This window comes from Kribbella capetownensis, assembly GCF_004331485.1.
GTDB lineage: Bacteria > Actinomycetota > Actinomycetes > Propionibacteriales > Kribbellaceae > Kribbella > Kribbella capetownensis.
Map to the genome: position 1 here is coordinate 508,680 of NZ_SJKD01000005.1, position 16,662 is coordinate 525,341.

The following is a 16,662-nucleotide window of genomic DNA, read 5'->3' on the forward strand; positions in this document are numbered from 1 at the left end:
GGACCGAGCGAGGTGGTGGGGTTCGTGAGGCGATACCTCTTCCATCGACTGTGGCAGTCGGCCGTCACGTTGGTACTGGCAACGATCGTGGTCTTCGCCGGCGTCCGGGCGTTGCCGGGTGACCCGGCGCTCGCCCTCGCCGGCGAGGACCGGGATCCGGAGTCGTTGCGGGCGATCCGGCAGCAGTACGGGCTGGACCAGTCGTGGCTCGTGCAGTTCTGGCAGTTCGTCAGTCACGCGGCCCGGGGCGACCTGGGCCAGTCGATCCGAACCGGTGCGCCGGTGCGCGGGATGATCGGCAGCGCGTTGCCGGTGACGATCGAGCTGTCCGTGCTGGCGATCCTGATCGCCAGCGTGATCGGCGTCGGCGCCGGGGTGGTCGCGGCGGTTCGCCGCGGCCGTCCGTCCGAGTGGGCGGCCAACGCGTTGGCGTTGCTCGGTCTGTCGGTGCCGCACTTCTGGCTCGGCCTGATGGCGATCCTCTACCTGTCCGTTGCCCTCGGCCTCTTCCCGGCGTCCGGATTCGTGCCGTTCTTCAGCGACCCGGCCGCCAACCTGCACCACCTGGTGCTGCCGGCGCTGATCCTCGGCACCGGCCTCGCCGCGGTCATCATGCGGCAGACCAGATCGTCGATGCTGGATGCCCTCTCGGCCGACTACATCCGGACGGCCGAGGCGAAAGGCCTGCCACCCAAGTCCGTGATCGGCAAACATGCCCTACGCAACAGCCTGATCGTGGTCGTCACGATCGTCGGCCTGCAGCTGGGCGCGCTGATCTCCGGCGCGGTCGTCACCGAGCGCATCTTCGCCCTGCCGGGATTCGGCAAGCTCACCGTCGACGCGGTCTTCCAGCGCGACTACCCCGTGATCCAGGCGGTCGTCCTGGTGACCGCGACGGCGTACATCGTCATCAATCTGCTGGTCGACCTGCTGTACTCCGTGATCGACCCGCGCATCCGCGTGCGAGGTGATGCGTGATGGCCGTCGCCGAAGCAATCACCGCCGGTACGCCGCTGCGCAGCAACCGCCGCAAGGTAGTACGGCGGATCCTCCGCAACCCGCTCGCGATCTGCGGACTCGTGGTGCTCGTGATCGCGGTGATGATGGCCGTGTTCGCCCCCTGGCTTGCACCGCACGAACCGACCCAGACCAATCTCGGTCAGGCCTTCGCTCCCCCGGGCACGCCGGGACATCTGCTCGGGACCGACGACCTCGGCCGGGATGTGCTGTCCCGGATCATGTTCGGGCTCCGGGCCTCGCTCCACGTCGCACTGCTCGCGGTCGCGACCTCGCTGGTGGTCGGCGTACCGCTCGGCCTGCTGGCCGGGTACTTCCGGTCGATCGACGCGCTGATCTCCCGGATGACCGATCTCGTGCTCGCGTTCCCGTTCCTGATCCTGGCCGTCGGACTGGCTGCCATCCGCGGCGCCAGCCTCGGCAACGCGGCGATCGCGATCGGGATCGCGCAGATCCCCGGCATGATCCGGATCGTCCGATCCGAGACGCTGCGGCTGAAGTCCCTGGACTTCGTCGCCGCCGCGATCGTGGAGGGTGCCGGAGATGCCTGGGTGATGGGCCGGCACATCCTGCCGAACGCGGCCTCGGTGGTGATCGTCCAGACCACGGTCGCACTCCCGGCCGCGATCCTGGGCGAGGCAGTGCTGTCGTTCCTCGGTCTGGGCATCCAACCACCAGCTCCCAGCCTCGGCACGATGCTGGCCGACGCGCAGCAGTTCGCGTCCCGCGCACCGTGGGCCGCGGTGATGCCCGGCGTCGCGATCATGCTGCTGACGCTGGCGTTCAACGTCGTCGGCGACAGCCTGCGCGACGCGCTCGACCCGAAAGCGAGCCGCCGATGACCGCAGGAATCACCCCAGGAATCAGCACAGCTCCGGTTCTCCAGGTGAACGACCTCTCGGTCACCTTCCGCACCGAGGACGGCCCGGTGTCGGCCGTCGACCGGGTCAGCTTCGAGGTCGGTGACGGCGAGGTGCTCGCGGTCGTCGGCGAGTCGGGCTGCGGCAAGAGCGTGACCGCTATGAGCCTGGCCGGGCTGCTCCCCCGCACGGCCACGGTCGACGGCTCGGTGCGGCTCGACGGGGTCGAGCTGATCGGCGCCGACAAGCGCACCCTCCGCACGATCCGCGGGCGCGAGGTCGCGTACATCTTCCAGGAACCGATGACATCGCTGAACCCTGTCTTCACCGTCGGGCACCAGATCGGCGAAGTCCTCCGCACGCACATCGGACTGAACCGGCAGGCTGCTCGGGACCGCTCGATCGAGCTCCTCAAGCTCGTCGGCATCCCGTCGGCCGAACGCCGCATCAGCGACTACCCGCACCAGCTGTCCGGCGGTATGCGCCAGCGCGTGATGATCGCGATGGCGGTCGCCTGCGATCCGAAGGTGCTGATCGCCGACGAGCCGACCACCGCGCTCGACGTGACGATCCAGGCCGGCATCCTCGACGTACTGCGCGAACTGCGCGAACGGCTCGGGACCAGCATCGTCCTGATCACACACGACCTCGGAGTGGTCGCGGACCTCGCCGACCGGGTGGCGGTCATGTACGCCGGACGCGTCGTCGAGACAGCCGAGGTGCACGAACTGTTCGCGCACCCGCAACACCCCTACACGGCCGGTCTGCTGGGTGCCTCGCCCGCGGCCGGTCGCCACGCGGAGAGCCACCGGCTGAACGAGATCCCGGGTCTGGTGCCGGTCCTCACCCAACAGCCCGACGCCTGCACGTTCGCCGACCGCTGCCCGCGAGCGATCGACACCTGTACGGCGACCGAGCCGGACCTGACACCCGGTCACCACCGGGTCGCGTGCTGGAACCCGGTCAGAGAACCAGTGGAGGTCTGATGAGCACCCTCGCTCTGGAGGTGGAAGACCTCGTCATGCACTTCGGACCGGTCCGGGCCGTCGACGGGGTGACGCTGCGGATCCGCCAAGGCTCTGTGGTCGCACTGGTTGGTGAGAGCGGCTCCGGCAAGTCCACCGTCGGACGCTGCATTGTCCGGCTGCTGGAGCCGACCGGTGGGACGGTCCGACTCGCCGATGCCGATGTCACGCACCTCACCCGCCGGCAACTGCGTCCACACCGCCGGAACGTGTCGATCGTCTTCCAGGACCCGGCGGGCTCGCTCGACCCGCGGCTGTCCGTCGGAGACATCGTCGGGGAACCGCTGCGGCTCATGCACCGCAAGAACATCTCAACCAAGGTGGCCGAGTCGCTGCGCCGCGTCGGACTGCGCCCAGAGGTCGCGCAGCGCTCACCACACGAGCTGTCCGGTGGGCAGCGTCAGCGCGTCAGCATCGCTCGCGCTCTGATCTCTGAGCCACGTCTGTTGGTCGCGGACGAGCCGACGAGCGCACTGGACGTGTCGGTCCAGGCCTCCGTCCTCAACCTGCTGGCCGACCTGCAGCGCGACCTCGGCTTCGCCTGCCTGTTCATCACCCACGACCTGTCCGCGGTCGAGTACCTGGCTGACGAGGTCGCCGTGATGTACCTGGGCCAACTGGTCGAGCAAGGCCCGCGTTCGCGCATCTTCGGCGCACCGGCGCATCCTTACACGCAGGCGCTGCTGTCCGCCGCGCCTGTGCCCGATCCGGCCGAGCAGCGGGCGCGCAAGCCCGTGCTGCTCGGCGACGACCTGCCGTCGGCAATCGACCCGCCGTCCGGGTGCCGATTCCACACCAGATGTCCGGTAGCGGTCGACACATGCCGGACAGTCATCCCGGAGCCGCGCGTGATCGGAGAGGGTGGACACCAGGTCGCCTGTCATCTGGTCGACGACAACGGCACCGGTCCCGATGTTCGTACAGGAGAGGGAGTTGCCCGATGACCTTCACCACCCGGCCCACGCTGCGCGGCACGTTCGGGATGGTCTCGTCCACGCACTGGCTGGCCTCCCAGTCGGCGATGCGCATCCTCGAGCTCGGCGGCAACGCGTTCGACGCCGCCGTGGCCGCGGGGTTCGTGCTGCACGTGGTGGAGCCACACCTGAACGGTCCTGGTGGTGAGGTGCCGGGGATCATCGCGACCGCCGACGACCCCACACCGCGCGTGCTGTGCGGTCAGGGCGTCGCTCCGGCCGGCGCGACGATCGACCACTACACCTCGCTCGGTCTGACCCTCGTCCCCGGCTCCGGACCGCTGGCGGCGACGGTTCCGGGTGCAGTCGACGCGTGGCTGCTCCTCCTGCACGACCACGGCACACTGCCGCTGCGCGTCGTACTCGAGCCTGCCATCGACTACGCACGCAACGGCCACCCGCTCGTGCCGCGGGTCGGTGAGACGGTCGGCACTGTGCAGGAGCTGTTCGAGGAGAACTGGAAGACGTCTGCCGCGCTCTGGCTGCGTGACGGGCGGCCGCCGACCGGCATGTTCCGCAACGAGGCGTACGCCGCCACCCTGGAGCGACTGGTCACCGAGGGCGAAGCAGCCGGCGCGGATCGGCAGGCGCAGGTCGAGCGGGCTCGCAAGACCTGGCGTGAGGGCTTCGTCGCCGAGGCTGTCGACAAGTTCTCCAAGCTGCCGCATCGGGACTCCAGCGGTGAGGACCACGCCGGGCTCATCACGGGCGACGACATGGCCGCGTTCCAGGCGACCTGGGAAGACCCGGCCACGCTCGACTGGAACGGCTACACCGTCGCCAAGACCGGACCCTGGGGCCAAGGTCCGGGTCTGCTGCAGTCGCTCGCCGTACTGGCCGAGCTCGGCGACGTCGACCTGGACAGCGCGGACGGCGTGCACACCACGGTCGAGGTGATGAAGCTGTCGTACGCCGACCGCGAGGCGTGGTACGGCGACGGCGCCGACGTACCGCTGAAGACGCTCCTCTCCCCCGCGTACGCCGCGGAGCGGGCGAAGCTGGTCGGCCCGGAGGCAACGCGCGAGCTTCGTCCCGGCCGTCCGGACGGCCGGAAGCCGGTGCTGCATTCGATTGCCGTGGGCAATGACCTTGGCGACGCGACGACCGGTGAGCCGACCGTCTCCTCGGACGGCGTGACGCGCGGCGACACCTGTCATGTCGACGTGATCGACCGCTGGGGCAACATCATCTCCGCCACGCCCAGCGGCGGCTGGCTGCAGTCGTCGCCGACGATTCCGGAGCTCGGGTTCTGTCTCGGCAGCCGGGCACAGATGTTCTGGCTCGAGGACGGACTGCCCGCGTCGCTCGCGCCCGGCCGGCGTCCGCGGACCACGCTCACGCCGACGCTCGTACTGCGCGACGGGCAGCCGGTGATGGCCTGCGGTTCGCCGGGTGGCGACCAGCAGGACCAGTGGCAGCTGCTCTTCCTGCTGCGCCACCTCCGCGACGGCATGGACCTGCAGGAAGCGATCGACGCGCCCGCCTGGCACACCACGGGCTTCCCGTCGTCGTTCTACCCGCGAGCGACCGAGCCGGGCGGTCTGGTGATGGAGAGTCGCCTCGGCTCGGCCGTCCGCGACGACCTGGTACGCCGTGGGCACGTCGTCACCGAAGGCGATGCGTGGAGCCTCGGCCGACTGTGCGCCGTACGCAAGGAGGCGGATGGCGTGCTGGCCGCGGCCGCCAACCCGCGCGGGATGCAGGGCTACGCGGTAGGACGCTGACCGAGCGCCGCCTTCGCCGCAGCCGCCACATGCAGGCCGGCTGCGGTGCTGGCGGCCTCCGGGTCCTTGGCGGCGATCGCGTCGACCAGGCGGATGTGCTCCTCGGTGGAGTGTGGCGCCCGCTGGGCCGCGCCGACCCGGAACACCCAGTGGACGTGGTGATACATCGCTGTGGAGATCGAGTGCAGCCAGCGGTTGCCGCTGACCTCGATCACCGCACGGTGGAACGCACTGTTCAGCTCGGCGAGCTGGTCGAAGTCCTTGGCCTCGCTGGCCTTGTTCGCGTCGTCGAGGAGTCGCCGCAACCGCGCGACGTCGTCGGCGTTCGCGCGCTCGGCGGCGAGGCCGGCGGCCAGCGTCTCGAGCTGCTGCCGTACGGCGAACAGGTCGCGCACCGCGGTGTCGTCGAGGGTCGCGACCACCGCACCGCGTCGCGGCAGGATCTGGACGAAGCCCTCGGCCTCGACCACGCGCAACGCCTCACGCACGGGGTTGCGCGACACTCCGAAGTCGTCGGCGAGCCGGGTCTCGGTCAACCGCTCGCCCTGCCCGTATTCGCCGTCCACGATCCGGCGACGCAGCTCCGTCAGAACCTGCTCGCGCAAGGCGACATGGTCCGCACCGATCGTCCGTATCCTGGCCCCACCCGGCTGATCCACCCGGTGCTCCTCTCCCCGTCGGCTCCGAAGCACGGTAGCCGATGCAGCGAGCCAGTGTCGTGAGTCGGGACACTTAGGCACGTGATCCACCGGCGCGATATGTTGCCGCCTTGAGCATCACGCTGACTCCGCTGACGGATCCCGACTTCCGGCCGTTCAGCCGCCGGATCGCCTGGCTTGCCGCGGACGCCGACGGCAACCCGGTCGGATCGGCCTTTCTCCGGCTCAACAGCCGCGAGTCCCATGGTCATCTGGCCGAGCTCGAGCTGAACGTGCACCCGGCCGAGCGCCGCCGCGGCATCGGCTCCCGACTCCTCGACGCGGTCGTCGCCGCGGCCCGTGCGCACGAGGTCCGCAACGTCCTGGCCGACGCTCCGGACGACTCCCCGGCGTACCACTTCCTGACGGCTCGCGGGTTCACGATCGGCCTGACGCTCAGCTACGCGCGACTGCACCTGGCCGACGTCGACGACGCCGTACTGATCGTTCCTCAGGACCCGGGCTACCGGTTGCAGTCGTGGGCGGGCGTCGTACCCGATGAGTTGGCGCAGACGTTCACCCACGCGCGGTCCGGGATGGACGACGCGCCGTCCGGCGACATCGCGTACGGCGCCGACACGTGGGACGTGGAGCGGACCCGGCACGCGGCTCGGGTGATCGAGCAGCGCGGCGATCACCTCTTGACGGTGGCGGCCGTGGACAGGGCGACCGGGACGATCGTGAGTTTCACCGAACTCGTCGTACCGGGGAACGGCAAGGGCGACGCGCAGCACTACGGCACCGCGGTCCTGCCGGCGCACCGTGGTCGCGGTCTCGCGCTGTGGATGAAGGCCGAGCAGATCCGCTCGGTCCGCACCCACTTCCCCGACCTCGACGGCCTCCTGACCGACACCGTCAGCACGAACACCCCGATGCAGCGCGTCAACAACCACCTCGGCTACCAACTGACCGAGACCATCCACCGCTGCACCCTGGATGTCTGTACCTACTAGTATGTCGGCATGCCTCTGATCCGGATCGACGCACTCCGGGCCGGCCCCGACCGTCTCACCAACCTCGGCCGCGCGGTGCACGACGCGCTGGTCGAGACGATCGGCATCCCGCCCGACGACCTCTTCCAGGTCCTCACCAGCCACGACGGCACCACGAGCACGATGCGGTACGGCGGCTTCCCCGGGATCGAGCGCGACGACGACGTCGTGTTCATCGCCATCACGCTCCGAGCCGGCCGGCCTGACCAGGTCAAGCAGGCGATGTACCGCCGGATCGCCGAACTCGTCCACGACTACACCGGCACCGATCCGCGCAACGTCCTCATCACCCTCACCGAGAACGCATCCCCCGACTGGTCCTTCGCCAACGGCGAAGCGCAGTACCTGTAGGCCTACTCGCCGAGGATCTTTTGGACTGCGGCGGTGGTGATGGGGTGGTAGCCGGGGCGGGCCTTGGCGAAGACTTCGGCTGCGAACTCGCGGTCGGTGCCGGCCAGGGCTCGGTAGACGGGCAGGACCAGCTTCATCCGGCCGACGTTCGTGAGGAAGCCGGCCAGCTCGGCGTACGCCGCCTCGTAGCTGCTGGCGGCAACGATCTGGTACCAGCGGCGGGCGATCTCGCCGTTCGCCGTACCGGTCAGGCCGAACTCCCGGTCGAGCTGCTGCAGCTGCACCGCACCCAGCACGTCCGGCGCCGCATCCAGGAAGCGCAGCCACTCCTGAGTCGTCCAAGCCGAAGCTCCGTGCGGCAGCTCGCCCGTGCCGAGCCACCTGTCCCGCGCCTCGTCGACCGCCTCGAACCGCTCCGACACCGCCCGCGCCGCGAACGCCGGAATGCCCGGCTCGTCCAGCCATGCCGCGACCTCGGCATCCGTCACCACGCCCGGGTGCGGCTCCAGCAGGTGCTCACCTAAGTGCGCGACGAAGTCCTCGGAGTTGATGCTGCGGAACGCGAACCGGTCGAAGTACCCGCGCAGGAACGGGTCGAAGACCTCGCGCGTGAACCGCTCCTCGAGCCAGGACAGGAACCACGACCCCTTCAGCGGCCCGCAGGACGTCGTGCCGTGGTACTCGGACCGGTGGTTCAGCCCGGGCAGCTCCACCGCCAGCTCGGCCGGCGTCAGCGGGTCCAGCTTCACCACGGTGGCGTGCTGCTTGATCGCCGTCTCCATCACCGCGAACTCGGTGCCGTAGACGGCCTCGACGATCCGGTTCTCGACGTACGACGTGAAGCCCTCGTTCAGCCAGATGTCGTCCCAGCTGTCCTGCGTGACCAAGTTGCCGGACCAGCTGTGCGCGAGCTCGTGCGCGACCACACTCACCAGCGACTTGTCACCGATCACCACGGTCGGTGTCGCGAACGTCATCCGCGGGTTCTCCATGCCGCCGTACGGGAACGACGGTGGCAGCACGAGGATGTCGTAGCGGCCCCAGCGGTACGGCCCGAAGAGCGCCTCGGTGACCCGCATCATCTCCTCGGTGTCCGCGAACTCGGTCGCGGCCCGACGGGCCATCTCCGGCTCCGCCCACACCCCGGACCGCTCACCGATCGGCTCGAACACGAGGTCGCCCGCGGCGATCGCCAGCAGGTACGACGGGATCGGCTCGGGCATCACCACGTCGTACGAGCCAGTACGGCGAGACGTCGTCCCGTTGTCGGCGCTCATCAGCACCATCAGCTCGGGCGGTGCGGTCACGTGAGCGGCGTAGCTGAAGCGGACACTCGGCGTGTCCTGCACCGGCACCCAGCTGCGGGCGTGGATCGCCTGCGACTGGCTGAACATGAACGGCATCACGCCGCCCGCGGTCATGGACGGCTCCAGCCATTGCAGACCGGTCGCGGTCGGCGCGGTCCGGTAGCTGATGCGCACCCGCTGGTGCTGCGGCGTGCGGATCGTCAGCGCGGATCCGAGCTCCTTGTCGGGTACGGCGATGCTGTACTCGAGCGGCTCCCAGCCGTCGGCCGTCGCACCCTCCACCGCCAGCACGGTCAGATCACGCGTGTCGAGCACGAGCCGGTCACTGGTGCCGGTCCAGGCGAGTGTGTGCGTGGCCGTGCCGGCCAGCACCTTCTCGTCGAAGTCCAGCTCGAGGTCGAGCTCGAGGTGGGTAGTCCGAACCAAGGCAGGTTCGGCATAGGAATGCCGGTCGTACGTCACAGAGTCTCCCCGAGAGAGGTGGTCCGGGGAACAGTACCCACGCTGGAGCACGATCAGGCGGCCTATCTGAGCCAACAGCACCACCGTGCCAAAACACTGCTGTCTTGGTGCCGCCCGGCACCATGGACACATGCGGGCCGCGCTGGCCGCCTTCATCGTCCTGCTGGCCGTCGCGTGCACCAGCAGTACCCCGCCACGCCTCCCGTCTCCCGCACCACCGACCAGCGCACCTCAGCCCCGGTCAACGCCCACATCAACGTCCAGTGCGGCGCCTCCTTCGGCCCCAGTGCTCTTCGACAGCCGAGCCGCACTGCAGACGGTTGGCCACCTCGCGGGCCTCGGTCCACGTGAGGCGACCAGTCCGGCGTACCTGCGCGCTCTGACGTGGCTGGAGCAACGCTTCCGTGCCGCTGGCTACCAGACCACCCGCCAGCCGGTGCGCGTGCCGTCAGGCGTCTCCTGGGGCGTCGCGGTCCGCGCCGGCACCAGCTGGAACCTGCTCGCCGCCGAACCAGGACTCACACCCTCAGCACCGCACCGCGTCGTCGGCGCTCACCTGGACACAGTCCCCCAGGCACCCGGCGCCGAGGACAACGCATCGGGCGTTTCCGTCCTGCTCGGCACCGCTCAGCTCTACCAGCGTCGGGCACCGAAGCTTCCGACGGTCTTCGTTGCCTTCGGCGCCGAAGAGCCGCGCGGCGACGGCGACAACCGCCATCATTACGGCTCCCGCACCTACGTGGCCTCGCTGCCGCCAGCACAACGCAGGGCGCTCCGCGGCATGGTGTCCCTCGACCGCGTCGGCGTAGGAACCGTCGTACCGATCTGCTCTGCTCAAGCTGACGCTGTCGCGATGCGCAACGAACTCCGAGCCGCCGCGGCTCGCACTCGCGTGCCGAGCCGGCCATGCGTGAACAGGTCGAGTGACCACTGGTCCTTCGTCCGCTCCGGGCTACCTGGCGTGCGGCTAGGCAGCACGCCGTACGCCGAGTACCACAGCGCCCGCGACCTCCCGCGGGTCGTGTCGCCCGACCAACTCGGCCGGATGGGTCGCGTGGTGACTGCCTGGCTTGACAGCTAGCGGATGTCCGACAGGATCTGCTCCGCCGGGGCGCCGGTCACGACCCTCGGGCTGAAGTCACTACCGATCACGTACGGCGTGAGTCGCGCGGCCTTGAGCGTCTTGCCCCAATAGGTGAGCTCCAGCAGGACGCCCTCCTGGGTCTGCTGGGAGAAGTCCAAGTCGAACACCAGATTGCCCAGCGAGTGCGCGACCACCTTCCCGGCCGCGAACTGCACGTCCTGCACCCAATGCGGATGACCACCGATCACCAGATCCGCTCCAGCCCTGGTCAGCGCAGACGCGACCGTCCGCTGCGCCGGAACGGGCGTGTGTGTGTACTGCCGACCCCAATGCGGCAGTACGACGACAACGTCGACGGCGGCCTTCAACGTTGCCACGGCCTTGGTGAGCGCGGCCAGGTCGCCGGCGTTCAGCGGTCCTGTCCGTGGCGGCATCCGCACGCTGAGCGCACCGGGACTCGTTGACGTCGCCCGTGGTGTCTCGCCGATCGCATTGAACGCCAGGAAGCCGAACCGGACTCCATCACGCTCGACGATCGCCGGGCGAAGTGCCTCGGCGACGTTGCCTCCGGCCCCTACCGGCTGGAGGCCACCGGCTCGCACCAACCGGACGGTCTCCAACAGGGCGCGATCCTGGAAGTCGCCGGTGTGATTGTTGGCCAGCGACAGTACGTCGACGCCGGCCTCTCGCAGACCCTTCATCACGCCTGGCGGGGCGGCGAACGAGTCACCGCCTTGCTGCGCCATACCCGCTCGAGACAGCGTGCTCTCCAGATTGACCACCGTCACATCGGCTGCCGCCAAACGAGATCCAATGATGCGCAGCGGTCTGGACACATCACCGGTCCTGGCTGCCGCGGTCGCCACTCGTCGGCCGAGCATGACGTCACCGCCGAAGGTCAGGTCGACGACCGGCTCTGCAGGCTTCGGCCCCACTGTGCGGAGCGGATACCGCGCGGGTTGCTTCAGCGGGTCGATCCCGCCGACCGTCACCGGCCGCACAGTCGGCCCGACCACGGCAGCAGGCACCACGGCGAGCGCGCTGGTGGATCGTTGCGCGTCCCGCAACGACGTGACGCGGAATCCCCGCCAGGACTTGGTCGTTCCACGCGCGATCGTCGTCGCGGTCACCAGGTCGATGTCCTGTGCCGCCCGGGTCGGATGAACAACGAGAACGAGCGGTTGGGTTTGTCTGACGGTGGGAGTCGGTTCCAGACGGCTCGGCGTACTCGAGGGGCTGGGCGAGGGCTGCGTCGTGGCGTTGTCCGAGCAGGCGACCAGGGCGGCCGCTGCAGCAGCCAGCGAGAGACGCCGCCATACCGCCATGGATCCACGGTAGCCAGACTCGCCCCAGACTCGCCAAGGAATAAGACGGTTGCGGGAACCGGGGTGGTTGCTAGCAGACTGTCACCATGATGTCCGAGGGACGACCCGAACTCGTGCTGAAGCGGCGGCCGTTCGGATCGTGGCTGCTCGGACCGGCCGACCAGAGTACGACGCTGCTGCGGTTCCGGCTGCAGGTGCTGATGACAACGTTCTCGATCGTCACCAACCTGATCGGTGCCGCGGTCGTGTTCGTGCTGGCGGTCTTCGTACTGCCCGGGCCGCCGCTGGTCGACGAGCTCCAGCTCGCCGAGGCGATCGTGATTCCGCTGTACTTCCTTCTCGCGGTGGCGATCGGCTGCATCTGGAGTACGCGGCTCACGCGCCAGGTGACCCGGTGGGTCGACGAGGAACGGCCCGCCACCCGGAAGGAACAGCTCGCGACGCTCCAGCTGCCGCTGCGGCTGACGTTGATCGAGGTGCTGCTCTGGCTGGTCGCGGCGGTGATCTTCACCGCGATGACACTCGCACTCCAGCCGGAGAACGCCCTCCGCGTTGCGGCCACGGTCTTCGACGGCATGATCATCACCTGCACGATCTCGTACCTGTTGACCGAGTTCGCGCTCCGGCCGGTCGCCGCGCGGGCGCTGGCCGACTCCTCACCGCCGCGCCGGGTGCTCGCGGCGGGCCTCAAGGCCCGCATCGTGATCTTCTGGGCGGTCGGCTCCGGCGTACCGGTGGCCGGCCTGATGCTGGCGGCCATCGTCGCCCTGTTCGAGAAGGACGTCTCCGCGACCCGGCTCTCGGTCGTGATCCTTGCCCTGGGCATCGTGGCCATCGGCAACGGCTGGCTGCTCACCGTGCTGTCGGCCCGGTCGGTGGTCGCGCCGGTGCGGTCGGTGCGCCACGCGCTCACGCTGATCGGCGAGGGAGAGCTGAACATCCGCATCCCGGTCTTCGACGGCACCGAGCTCGGCTCGCTGCAGTCCGGCTTCAACCAGATGGCCGAAGGGCTGCGCGAACGCGAACGGATCCGGGACGTCTTCGGCCGGTACGTCGGTCCGGACGTGGTGCAGGAGGCGCTCGCGAGTGATCGGCTCGGCGGGGAGGATCGCTTCGTCGCCGTCCTTTTCGTCGATCTGATCGGCTCGACCGAGCTCGCGGCCGAGCGTCCACCGGCCGAGGTGGTGCAGTTGCTGAATCGCTTCTTCACCATCGTGGTCGACGAGGTCGACCAGCAAGGCGGGTTCGTCAACAAGTTCGCCGGCGACGCCGCGCTCGCGATCTTCGGTGCTCCGGCCGAGCTCCCGGACGCGGCCGGGAGTGCGCTCCGGGCCGCCCGCACCCTGGCCGCCCGGCTCGACGACGAGCTGCCCGAAGTCACCGCAGGCATCGGCGTCACCGCCGGCATCGTGGTCGCCGGCACGGTCGGCGACGTACGACGGCACGAGTACACGGTCATCGGTGACCCGGTGAACGAGGCCGCCCGCCTCAGCGAACTCGCCAAGTCGACGCCCGGCCGGCTGATCGCCTCGATGACCGCGGTCTCAGAGGCAGTCCCGACCGAGGCGCAGAACTGGCACTCAAGTGACCAGGTGACTGTCCGGGGCCGCGCTGCCCCGACCCACCTGGCGATCCCGCACTGACTTCTCCTGGAGGAGCTGGTACAGCAACGCCGCGCCGTGGAGCATCGCGCTCGTCTGGCGGTTGTGCGCGGCCCGGCGCTCGGCGATCGCACTGCGAAGAGCCTCGGTGCTGCCGGTACGGCGGAGACCGTCCAGAACAGGCCTGATCTGCTCGAAGTAGTAGTGGCCCTGGCGCAGCATGTGGATGATCCGGGCATCACGGATCTGCTCCGGCCCATACTTCCGGTACTTCGTCCCAGGCTCCCGCGTCGGTGACAGCAACCCCGCCGCCTCCCAGACGCGCAGCGCGGACGTACGCACGCCCAGCTGATGCGCGAGCTCACCGACCAGCAACGACGGACCGCTCGCCGGCGTCTCGTCCAGGAACTCGGCCGCCATCGCCCCGAGCGCCTCGCTGGCCGCGTCGGTCGCCAGCCGTTGCTGGTGAAGCCCGGCATGCGCGGCGTCGACCAGCCGGTAGGCGAGCTCGTGGTCTCCCGCGTGTGCGGCCTGCATGATCGACGTCGCGACCTCCGGCCCGAACCCAGGTGCCAGCGCCCGATAGGTCAACAGCGCCGACAGGTGCTCCTCGCCGTACTGGCGGTACCCGCTCGCACTCCGCGGCGCCGGCGGCAGGATCCCGGCCGCCTCGTAGTTGCGCACCAACTGCGTCGAGACCCCGGCCCGCCGGGCCAGATCCACTGGTCGCAACCGCACGCCACACCTTCCTTCAAGAGCTCCGGAGGTCAGCGGCCGCCAGAGACGTCGAGGGTGGTGCCGGTCATGTAGGACGAGCGGTCGGAGGCCAGGAAGGCGATCGCCTCGGCGACTTCTTCCGGCTTGCCGGGGCGGGCCAGCGGCGGTGTCGTGCCGATGCGCTCCAACCGGCCGGGCTCGTGGATGTCGGTCTCGATCAGGCCCGGGCGGACGCCGAGAACGCGAACGCCCTCGTTCGCCACCTCGTTCGCCAGGCCGATGGTGAGCGCGTCCACGGCCGCCTTGCTGGCCGCGTAGTCGACGTACTCGCCCGCCGAACCGAGCACGGCCGCCCGCGACGACACGTTGACGATCACTCCTCCGGTACCGCCGTATCCCGTGGACATCCGTCGTACCGCGGCGCCTGCGACCAGGAAGGCGCTGATCGAGTTGATCCGGAAGACCCGGTCGAGCCGTTCGGCGTCGTACTCCGCCACCCGGCCGGACGGTGAGACGATGCCGGCATTGTTGATCACGGCACCGATCGGCCCGAGGGCGGCAGTGACAGTGTCGAAGAGGTGCTCGATCTGGTCCGCCTCGAGCACGTCGGCCTGCACCGCGATCGCACGCCGGCCGAGATCCGCACACGCCTTCACGACGCGTGCTGCTTCGTCCGCACGGGTCCGGTAGTTTACGCCGACGTCCCATCCGTCGGCCGCGAGAGCGACCGCCGCCGCGGCACCGATACCGCGGCTCCCACCGGTGATCAGAGCGACCCCACGCCGTTCGTCAGTCCCAGTCATGCCCCTACCCTGTCATGCCTCACGAAGCAGGCGGCAGAGTGAACTGCAGCTGGGTCTCCGTGTCGTCGAAGCCGAGCGCGCGGTACAGCCTGATCGCGAGGTACTCCGGGTCCGCCACCATCACCAGCGTCCGCGCACCACCATCGGTCAGCCCGTACGTCGACGCGTGGTGGACCAGCGTGCTCGCGATGCCGCGGTTGCGGTCGTCCGGGTGGGTCTGCACGTGCTGGAATCGCGCGACACCCTTGCCGTCGAACATCAGCCCGAGCGAGCTCTGCAACCGGTCACCGTCGAACGCGCCGAACCACTTCCCGTGCCCAGCCTCCACCAGCGCCCGATGCGCCGCATCCCTGCGCCGGGTGAACTCGACGTACCCGTCGTCGACCTTCATCGAGGCGGTCGCCAGGCCGAGCTGAGTCAGCTGCCCCCAGTCGTCGTCGCTGGTGAGGAACCGGTACGTCGACTCCTCGTTGGGCCGGCGGGGTGCGACGACCTGGCTCGCGGTCATCACCACGCTCCGGTCGACCGTGAACCCCGCCGCGGCGAGCTCGTCCTCGGCGCCGATCTCGCCGTCGACACTGTCGATGCCGAAGGCAACATGTTTCGCGGCCGGGAACTCGGCGCGGTACGTCTCCAGCCGGGACTTCACGTCACCGGCGGCGAAGATCGAGCGGTAGAGCAGGAAGTTCCCCCACCAGTACGCCGGGTTCGCCGGCGTCCGGATCACGACGTACTCACCGGCGTCCTGGACCTGGCTGCCGCTCAGCTCCAGCAGCAACAGATCGGTCCGGTACCCGAGGCTCTTGATCTCCACCCGCTCATCGTCCACGGCCCGTCAATCGGATTCGGGGCGGTTGACATGCAGCCGTGTGGCTGCCTATTGTCAGTCATGCAGCCACACGGCTGCATATCCTGATCGGAGCACGATGGACGACGAGGTGTTCCGCGCCCTGGCCGACCCCAGCCGCCGGCAGCTGCTCGACATGCTGAACGCGCGCAACGGCCAGACGCTGCGGGAGCTCTGCGCCGGCCTCGACATGGCCCGGCAGTCGGTGAGCAAGCACCTCGCCGTCCTCGAGACGGCGAACCTCGTCACCACCGTGTGGCGGGGCCGGGAGAAGTTGCATCACCTGAACGCCGAGCCGATCAACGCCATCGCCGAGCGCTGGATCAACCGGTACGACCGCCGGCGGGTCGAGCTGTTCGCCGATCTCAAGACGGTTCTGGAGGCCGAAACCATGGACGACCACGACTTCGTCTACACCACGTACATCAAGACCACGCCGGAGCGGCTGTGGCAGGCACTGACCGATCCGAAGTTCACCGAGCAGTACTGGGGTGTCCAGTTCGAGACCGACTGGAAGGCCGGCTCCGAGCTGGTCTGGCACCAGGGTGACGTCACGATGGCTGGGCCGGGCCAGGTCGTGCTGGAGCACGACCCGTACACGCGGCTGTCCTACGCCTGGCATCACCTCACGCCCGAGTTCGCCAAGGCGGTGAACATGGACGACGACCTGTACCGAAGGGCGAGCGCCGAGCAGCTGTCCACGGCGACCTTCGAGCTCGTGCCGGCTGGTGACCAGGTCAAGCTGACCGTCATCCACAGCGGCTTCGGACCCGCCAGCGCCGTCCGCGAGATGGTCAGCGAGGGCTGGGTCGCGCTCCTGTCCGAGCTCAAATCGTTCGTCGAATCCACCCCAGAACTCGCCGCCGTGAAGTAGT

General features: G+C 69.2%; 16 protein-coding genes. 10 read left to right on the plus strand and 6 right to left on the minus strand.

Annotated features, from left to right (window positions below; translation table 11 throughout):
• Nucleotides 1–24 precede the first annotated feature (24 nt).
• From E0H75_RS24075 to E0H75_RS24095, 5 genes are read left to right on the plus strand one after another with little or no spacing between them, the layout of a single operon-like run.
• A complete protein-coding gene (locus E0H75_RS24075) occupies nucleotides 25–978 on the plus strand; it encodes an ABC transporter permease (protein ID WP_131515885.1) in 954 nt (317 codons plus the stop codon).
• On the plus strand, nucleotides 978–1,859 hold the full coding sequence (locus E0H75_RS24080; RefSeq protein WP_131515886.1) for an ABC transporter permease: 882 nt from the start codon (nucleotides 978–980) through the stop codon (nucleotides 1,857–1,859). Before E0H75_RS24075 ends, E0H75_RS24080 begins: the two co-directional genes overlap by 1 nt.
• Nucleotides 1,856–2,863 carry an ABC transporter ATP-binding protein gene (locus tag E0H75_RS24085; protein WP_131515887.1) on the plus strand — a complete coding sequence of 336 codons (1,008 nt, stop codon included), beginning with the start codon at nucleotides 1,856–1,858 and terminating at the stop codon, nucleotides 2,861–2,863. The genes E0H75_RS24080 and E0H75_RS24085 overlap by 4 nt, the downstream gene beginning before the upstream one ends.
• The gene (locus E0H75_RS24090; protein WP_131515888.1) at nucleotides 2,863–3,846 is read left to right on the plus strand and encodes an ABC transporter ATP-binding protein; all 984 of its coding nucleotides are present in this window, start codon (nucleotides 2,863–2,865) and stop codon (nucleotides 3,844–3,846) included. Before E0H75_RS24085 ends, E0H75_RS24090 begins: the two co-directional genes overlap by 1 nt.
• Nucleotides 3,843–5,600, plus strand: a complete 1,758-nt coding sequence (locus tag E0H75_RS24095) for a gamma-glutamyltransferase family protein (RefSeq protein WP_131515889.1) — start codon at nucleotides 3,843–3,845, stop codon at nucleotides 5,598–5,600. Before E0H75_RS24090 ends, E0H75_RS24095 begins: the two co-directional genes overlap by 4 nt.
• Here E0H75_RS24095 and E0H75_RS24100 read toward each other — a convergent pair.
• On the minus strand, nucleotides 5,582–6,259 hold the full coding sequence (locus E0H75_RS24100) for a GntR family transcriptional regulator (RefSeq protein WP_131515890.1): 678 nt from the start codon (nucleotides 6,257–6,259) through the stop codon (nucleotides 5,582–5,584). The two genes, E0H75_RS24095 and E0H75_RS24100, sit on opposite strands and share 19 nt — an antisense overlap.
• A 110-nt stretch (nucleotides 6,260–6,369) precedes the next feature.
• Here E0H75_RS24100 and E0H75_RS24105 point away from each other — a divergent pair, with 110 nt between their 5' ends.
• Together E0H75_RS24105 and E0H75_RS24110 are read left to right on the plus strand one after the other, a co-directional pair.
• Complete coding sequence (locus E0H75_RS24105; RefSeq protein ID WP_131515891.1) at nucleotides 6,370–7,251, plus strand: GNAT family N-acetyltransferase; 882 nt, start codon at nucleotides 6,370–6,372, stop codon at nucleotides 7,249–7,251.
• Nucleotides 7,252–7,260: 9 nt separating this feature from the next.
• Complete coding sequence (locus E0H75_RS24110; protein ID WP_131515892.1) at nucleotides 7,261–7,641, plus strand: tautomerase family protein; 381 nt, start codon at nucleotides 7,261–7,263, stop codon at nucleotides 7,639–7,641.
• Between the two features lie 2 nt (nucleotides 7,642–7,643).
• Here E0H75_RS24110 and E0H75_RS24115 read toward each other — a convergent pair whose 3' ends face one another.
• Nucleotides 7,644–9,410 (minus strand): M1 family metallopeptidase, encoded by a 1,767-nt coding sequence (locus E0H75_RS24115; RefSeq protein WP_131515893.1) that lies wholly within the window; start codon nucleotides 9,408–9,410, stop codon nucleotides 7,644–7,646.
• A gap of 130 nt (nucleotides 9,411–9,540) precedes the next feature.
• On the opposite strand from E0H75_RS24115, the gene E0H75_RS24120 reads away from it, so the two are divergent.
• Entirely contained in the window at nucleotides 9,541–10,491 is a 951-nt protein-coding gene (locus E0H75_RS24120) for a M28 family metallopeptidase (RefSeq protein ID WP_131515894.1), read from the plus strand.
• Here E0H75_RS24120 and E0H75_RS24125 read toward each other — a convergent pair.
• The gene (locus E0H75_RS24125) at nucleotides 10,488–11,819 is read right to left on the minus strand and encodes a CapA family protein (RefSeq protein WP_131515895.1); all 1,332 of its coding nucleotides are present in this window, start codon (nucleotides 11,817–11,819) and stop codon (nucleotides 10,488–10,490) included. The two genes, E0H75_RS24120 and E0H75_RS24125, sit on opposite strands and share 4 nt — an antisense overlap.
• 86 nt (nucleotides 11,820–11,905) lie before the next feature.
• On the opposite strand from E0H75_RS24125, the gene E0H75_RS24130 reads away from it, so the two are divergent.
• Complete coding sequence (locus E0H75_RS24130; protein ID WP_131515896.1) at nucleotides 11,906–13,462, plus strand: adenylate/guanylate cyclase domain-containing protein; 1,557 nt, start codon at nucleotides 11,906–11,908, stop codon at nucleotides 13,460–13,462.
• Here the strand turns inward: E0H75_RS24130 and E0H75_RS24135 are convergent.
• From E0H75_RS24135 to E0H75_RS24145, 3 genes are read right to left on the minus strand one after another with little or no spacing between them, the layout of a single operon-like run.
• On the minus strand, nucleotides 13,400–14,158 hold the full coding sequence (locus E0H75_RS24135; RefSeq protein WP_165553933.1) for a MerR family transcriptional regulator: 759 nt from the start codon (nucleotides 14,156–14,158) through the stop codon (nucleotides 13,400–13,402). The genes E0H75_RS24130 and E0H75_RS24135 overlap by 63 nt on opposite strands.
• A 29-nt stretch (nucleotides 14,159–14,187) precedes the next feature.
• The gene (locus tag E0H75_RS24140) at nucleotides 14,188–14,940 is read right to left on the minus strand and encodes an SDR family oxidoreductase (RefSeq protein WP_131515897.1); all 753 of its coding nucleotides are present in this window, start codon (nucleotides 14,938–14,940) and stop codon (nucleotides 14,188–14,190) included.
• Between the two features lie 19 nt (nucleotides 14,941–14,959).
• Nucleotides 14,960–15,754 (minus strand): GNAT family N-acetyltransferase, encoded by a 795-nt coding sequence (locus E0H75_RS24145; protein ID WP_131515898.1) that lies wholly within the window; start codon nucleotides 15,752–15,754, stop codon nucleotides 14,960–14,962.
• Nucleotides 15,755–15,866: 112 nt separating this feature from the next.
• Here E0H75_RS24145 and E0H75_RS24150 point away from each other — a divergent pair, with 112 nt between their 5' ends.
• Nucleotides 15,867–16,661, plus strand: a complete 795-nt coding sequence (locus E0H75_RS24150) for an ArsR/SmtB family transcription factor (RefSeq protein ID WP_131515899.1) — start codon at nucleotides 15,867–15,869, stop codon at nucleotides 16,659–16,661.
• The last annotated feature ends 1 nt before the right edge of the window (nucleotide 16,662 follow it).

What these genes read in the sequence shown, in the direction of transcription:
- E0H75_RS24080 (WP_131515886.1), top strand. Translation starts at nt 978, where the DNA reads ATGGCCGTCGCCGAAGCAATCACCGCCGGTACGCCGCTGCGCAGCAAC.
- E0H75_RS24085 (WP_131515887.1), top strand. Translation starts at nt 1,856, where the DNA reads ATGACCGCAGGAATCACCCCAGGAATCAGCACAGCTCCGGTTCTCCAG.
- E0H75_RS24090 (WP_131515888.1), top strand. Translation starts at nt 2,863, where the DNA reads ATGAGCACCCTCGCTCTGGAGGTGGAAGACCTCGTCATGCACTTCGGA.
- E0H75_RS24095 (WP_131515889.1), top strand. Translation starts at nt 3,843, where the DNA reads ATGACCTTCACCACCCGGCCCACGCTGCGCGGCACGTTCGGGATGGTC.
- E0H75_RS24110 (WP_131515892.1), top strand. Translation starts at nt 7,261, where the DNA reads ATGCCTCTGATCCGGATCGACGCACTCCGGGCCGGCCCCGACCGTCTC.
- E0H75_RS24120 (WP_131515894.1), top strand. Translation starts at nt 9,541, where the DNA reads ATGCGGGCCGCGCTGGCCGCCTTCATCGTCCTGCTGGCCGTCGCGTGC.
- E0H75_RS24125 (WP_131515895.1), bottom strand. Translation starts at nt 11,819, where the DNA reads ATGGCGGTATGGCGGCGTCTCTCGCTGGCTGCTGCAGCGGCCGCCCTG.
- E0H75_RS24130 (WP_131515896.1), top strand. Translation starts at nt 11,906, where the DNA reads ATGATGTCCGAGGGACGACCCGAACTCGTGCTGAAGCGGCGGCCGTTC.
- E0H75_RS24140 (WP_131515897.1), bottom strand. Translation starts at nt 14,940, where the DNA reads ATGACTGGGACTGACGAACGGCGTGGGGTCGCTCTGATCACCGGTGGG.
- E0H75_RS24150 (WP_131515899.1), top strand. Translation starts at nt 15,867, where the DNA reads ATGGACGACGAGGTGTTCCGCGCCCTGGCCGACCCCAGCCGCCGGCAG.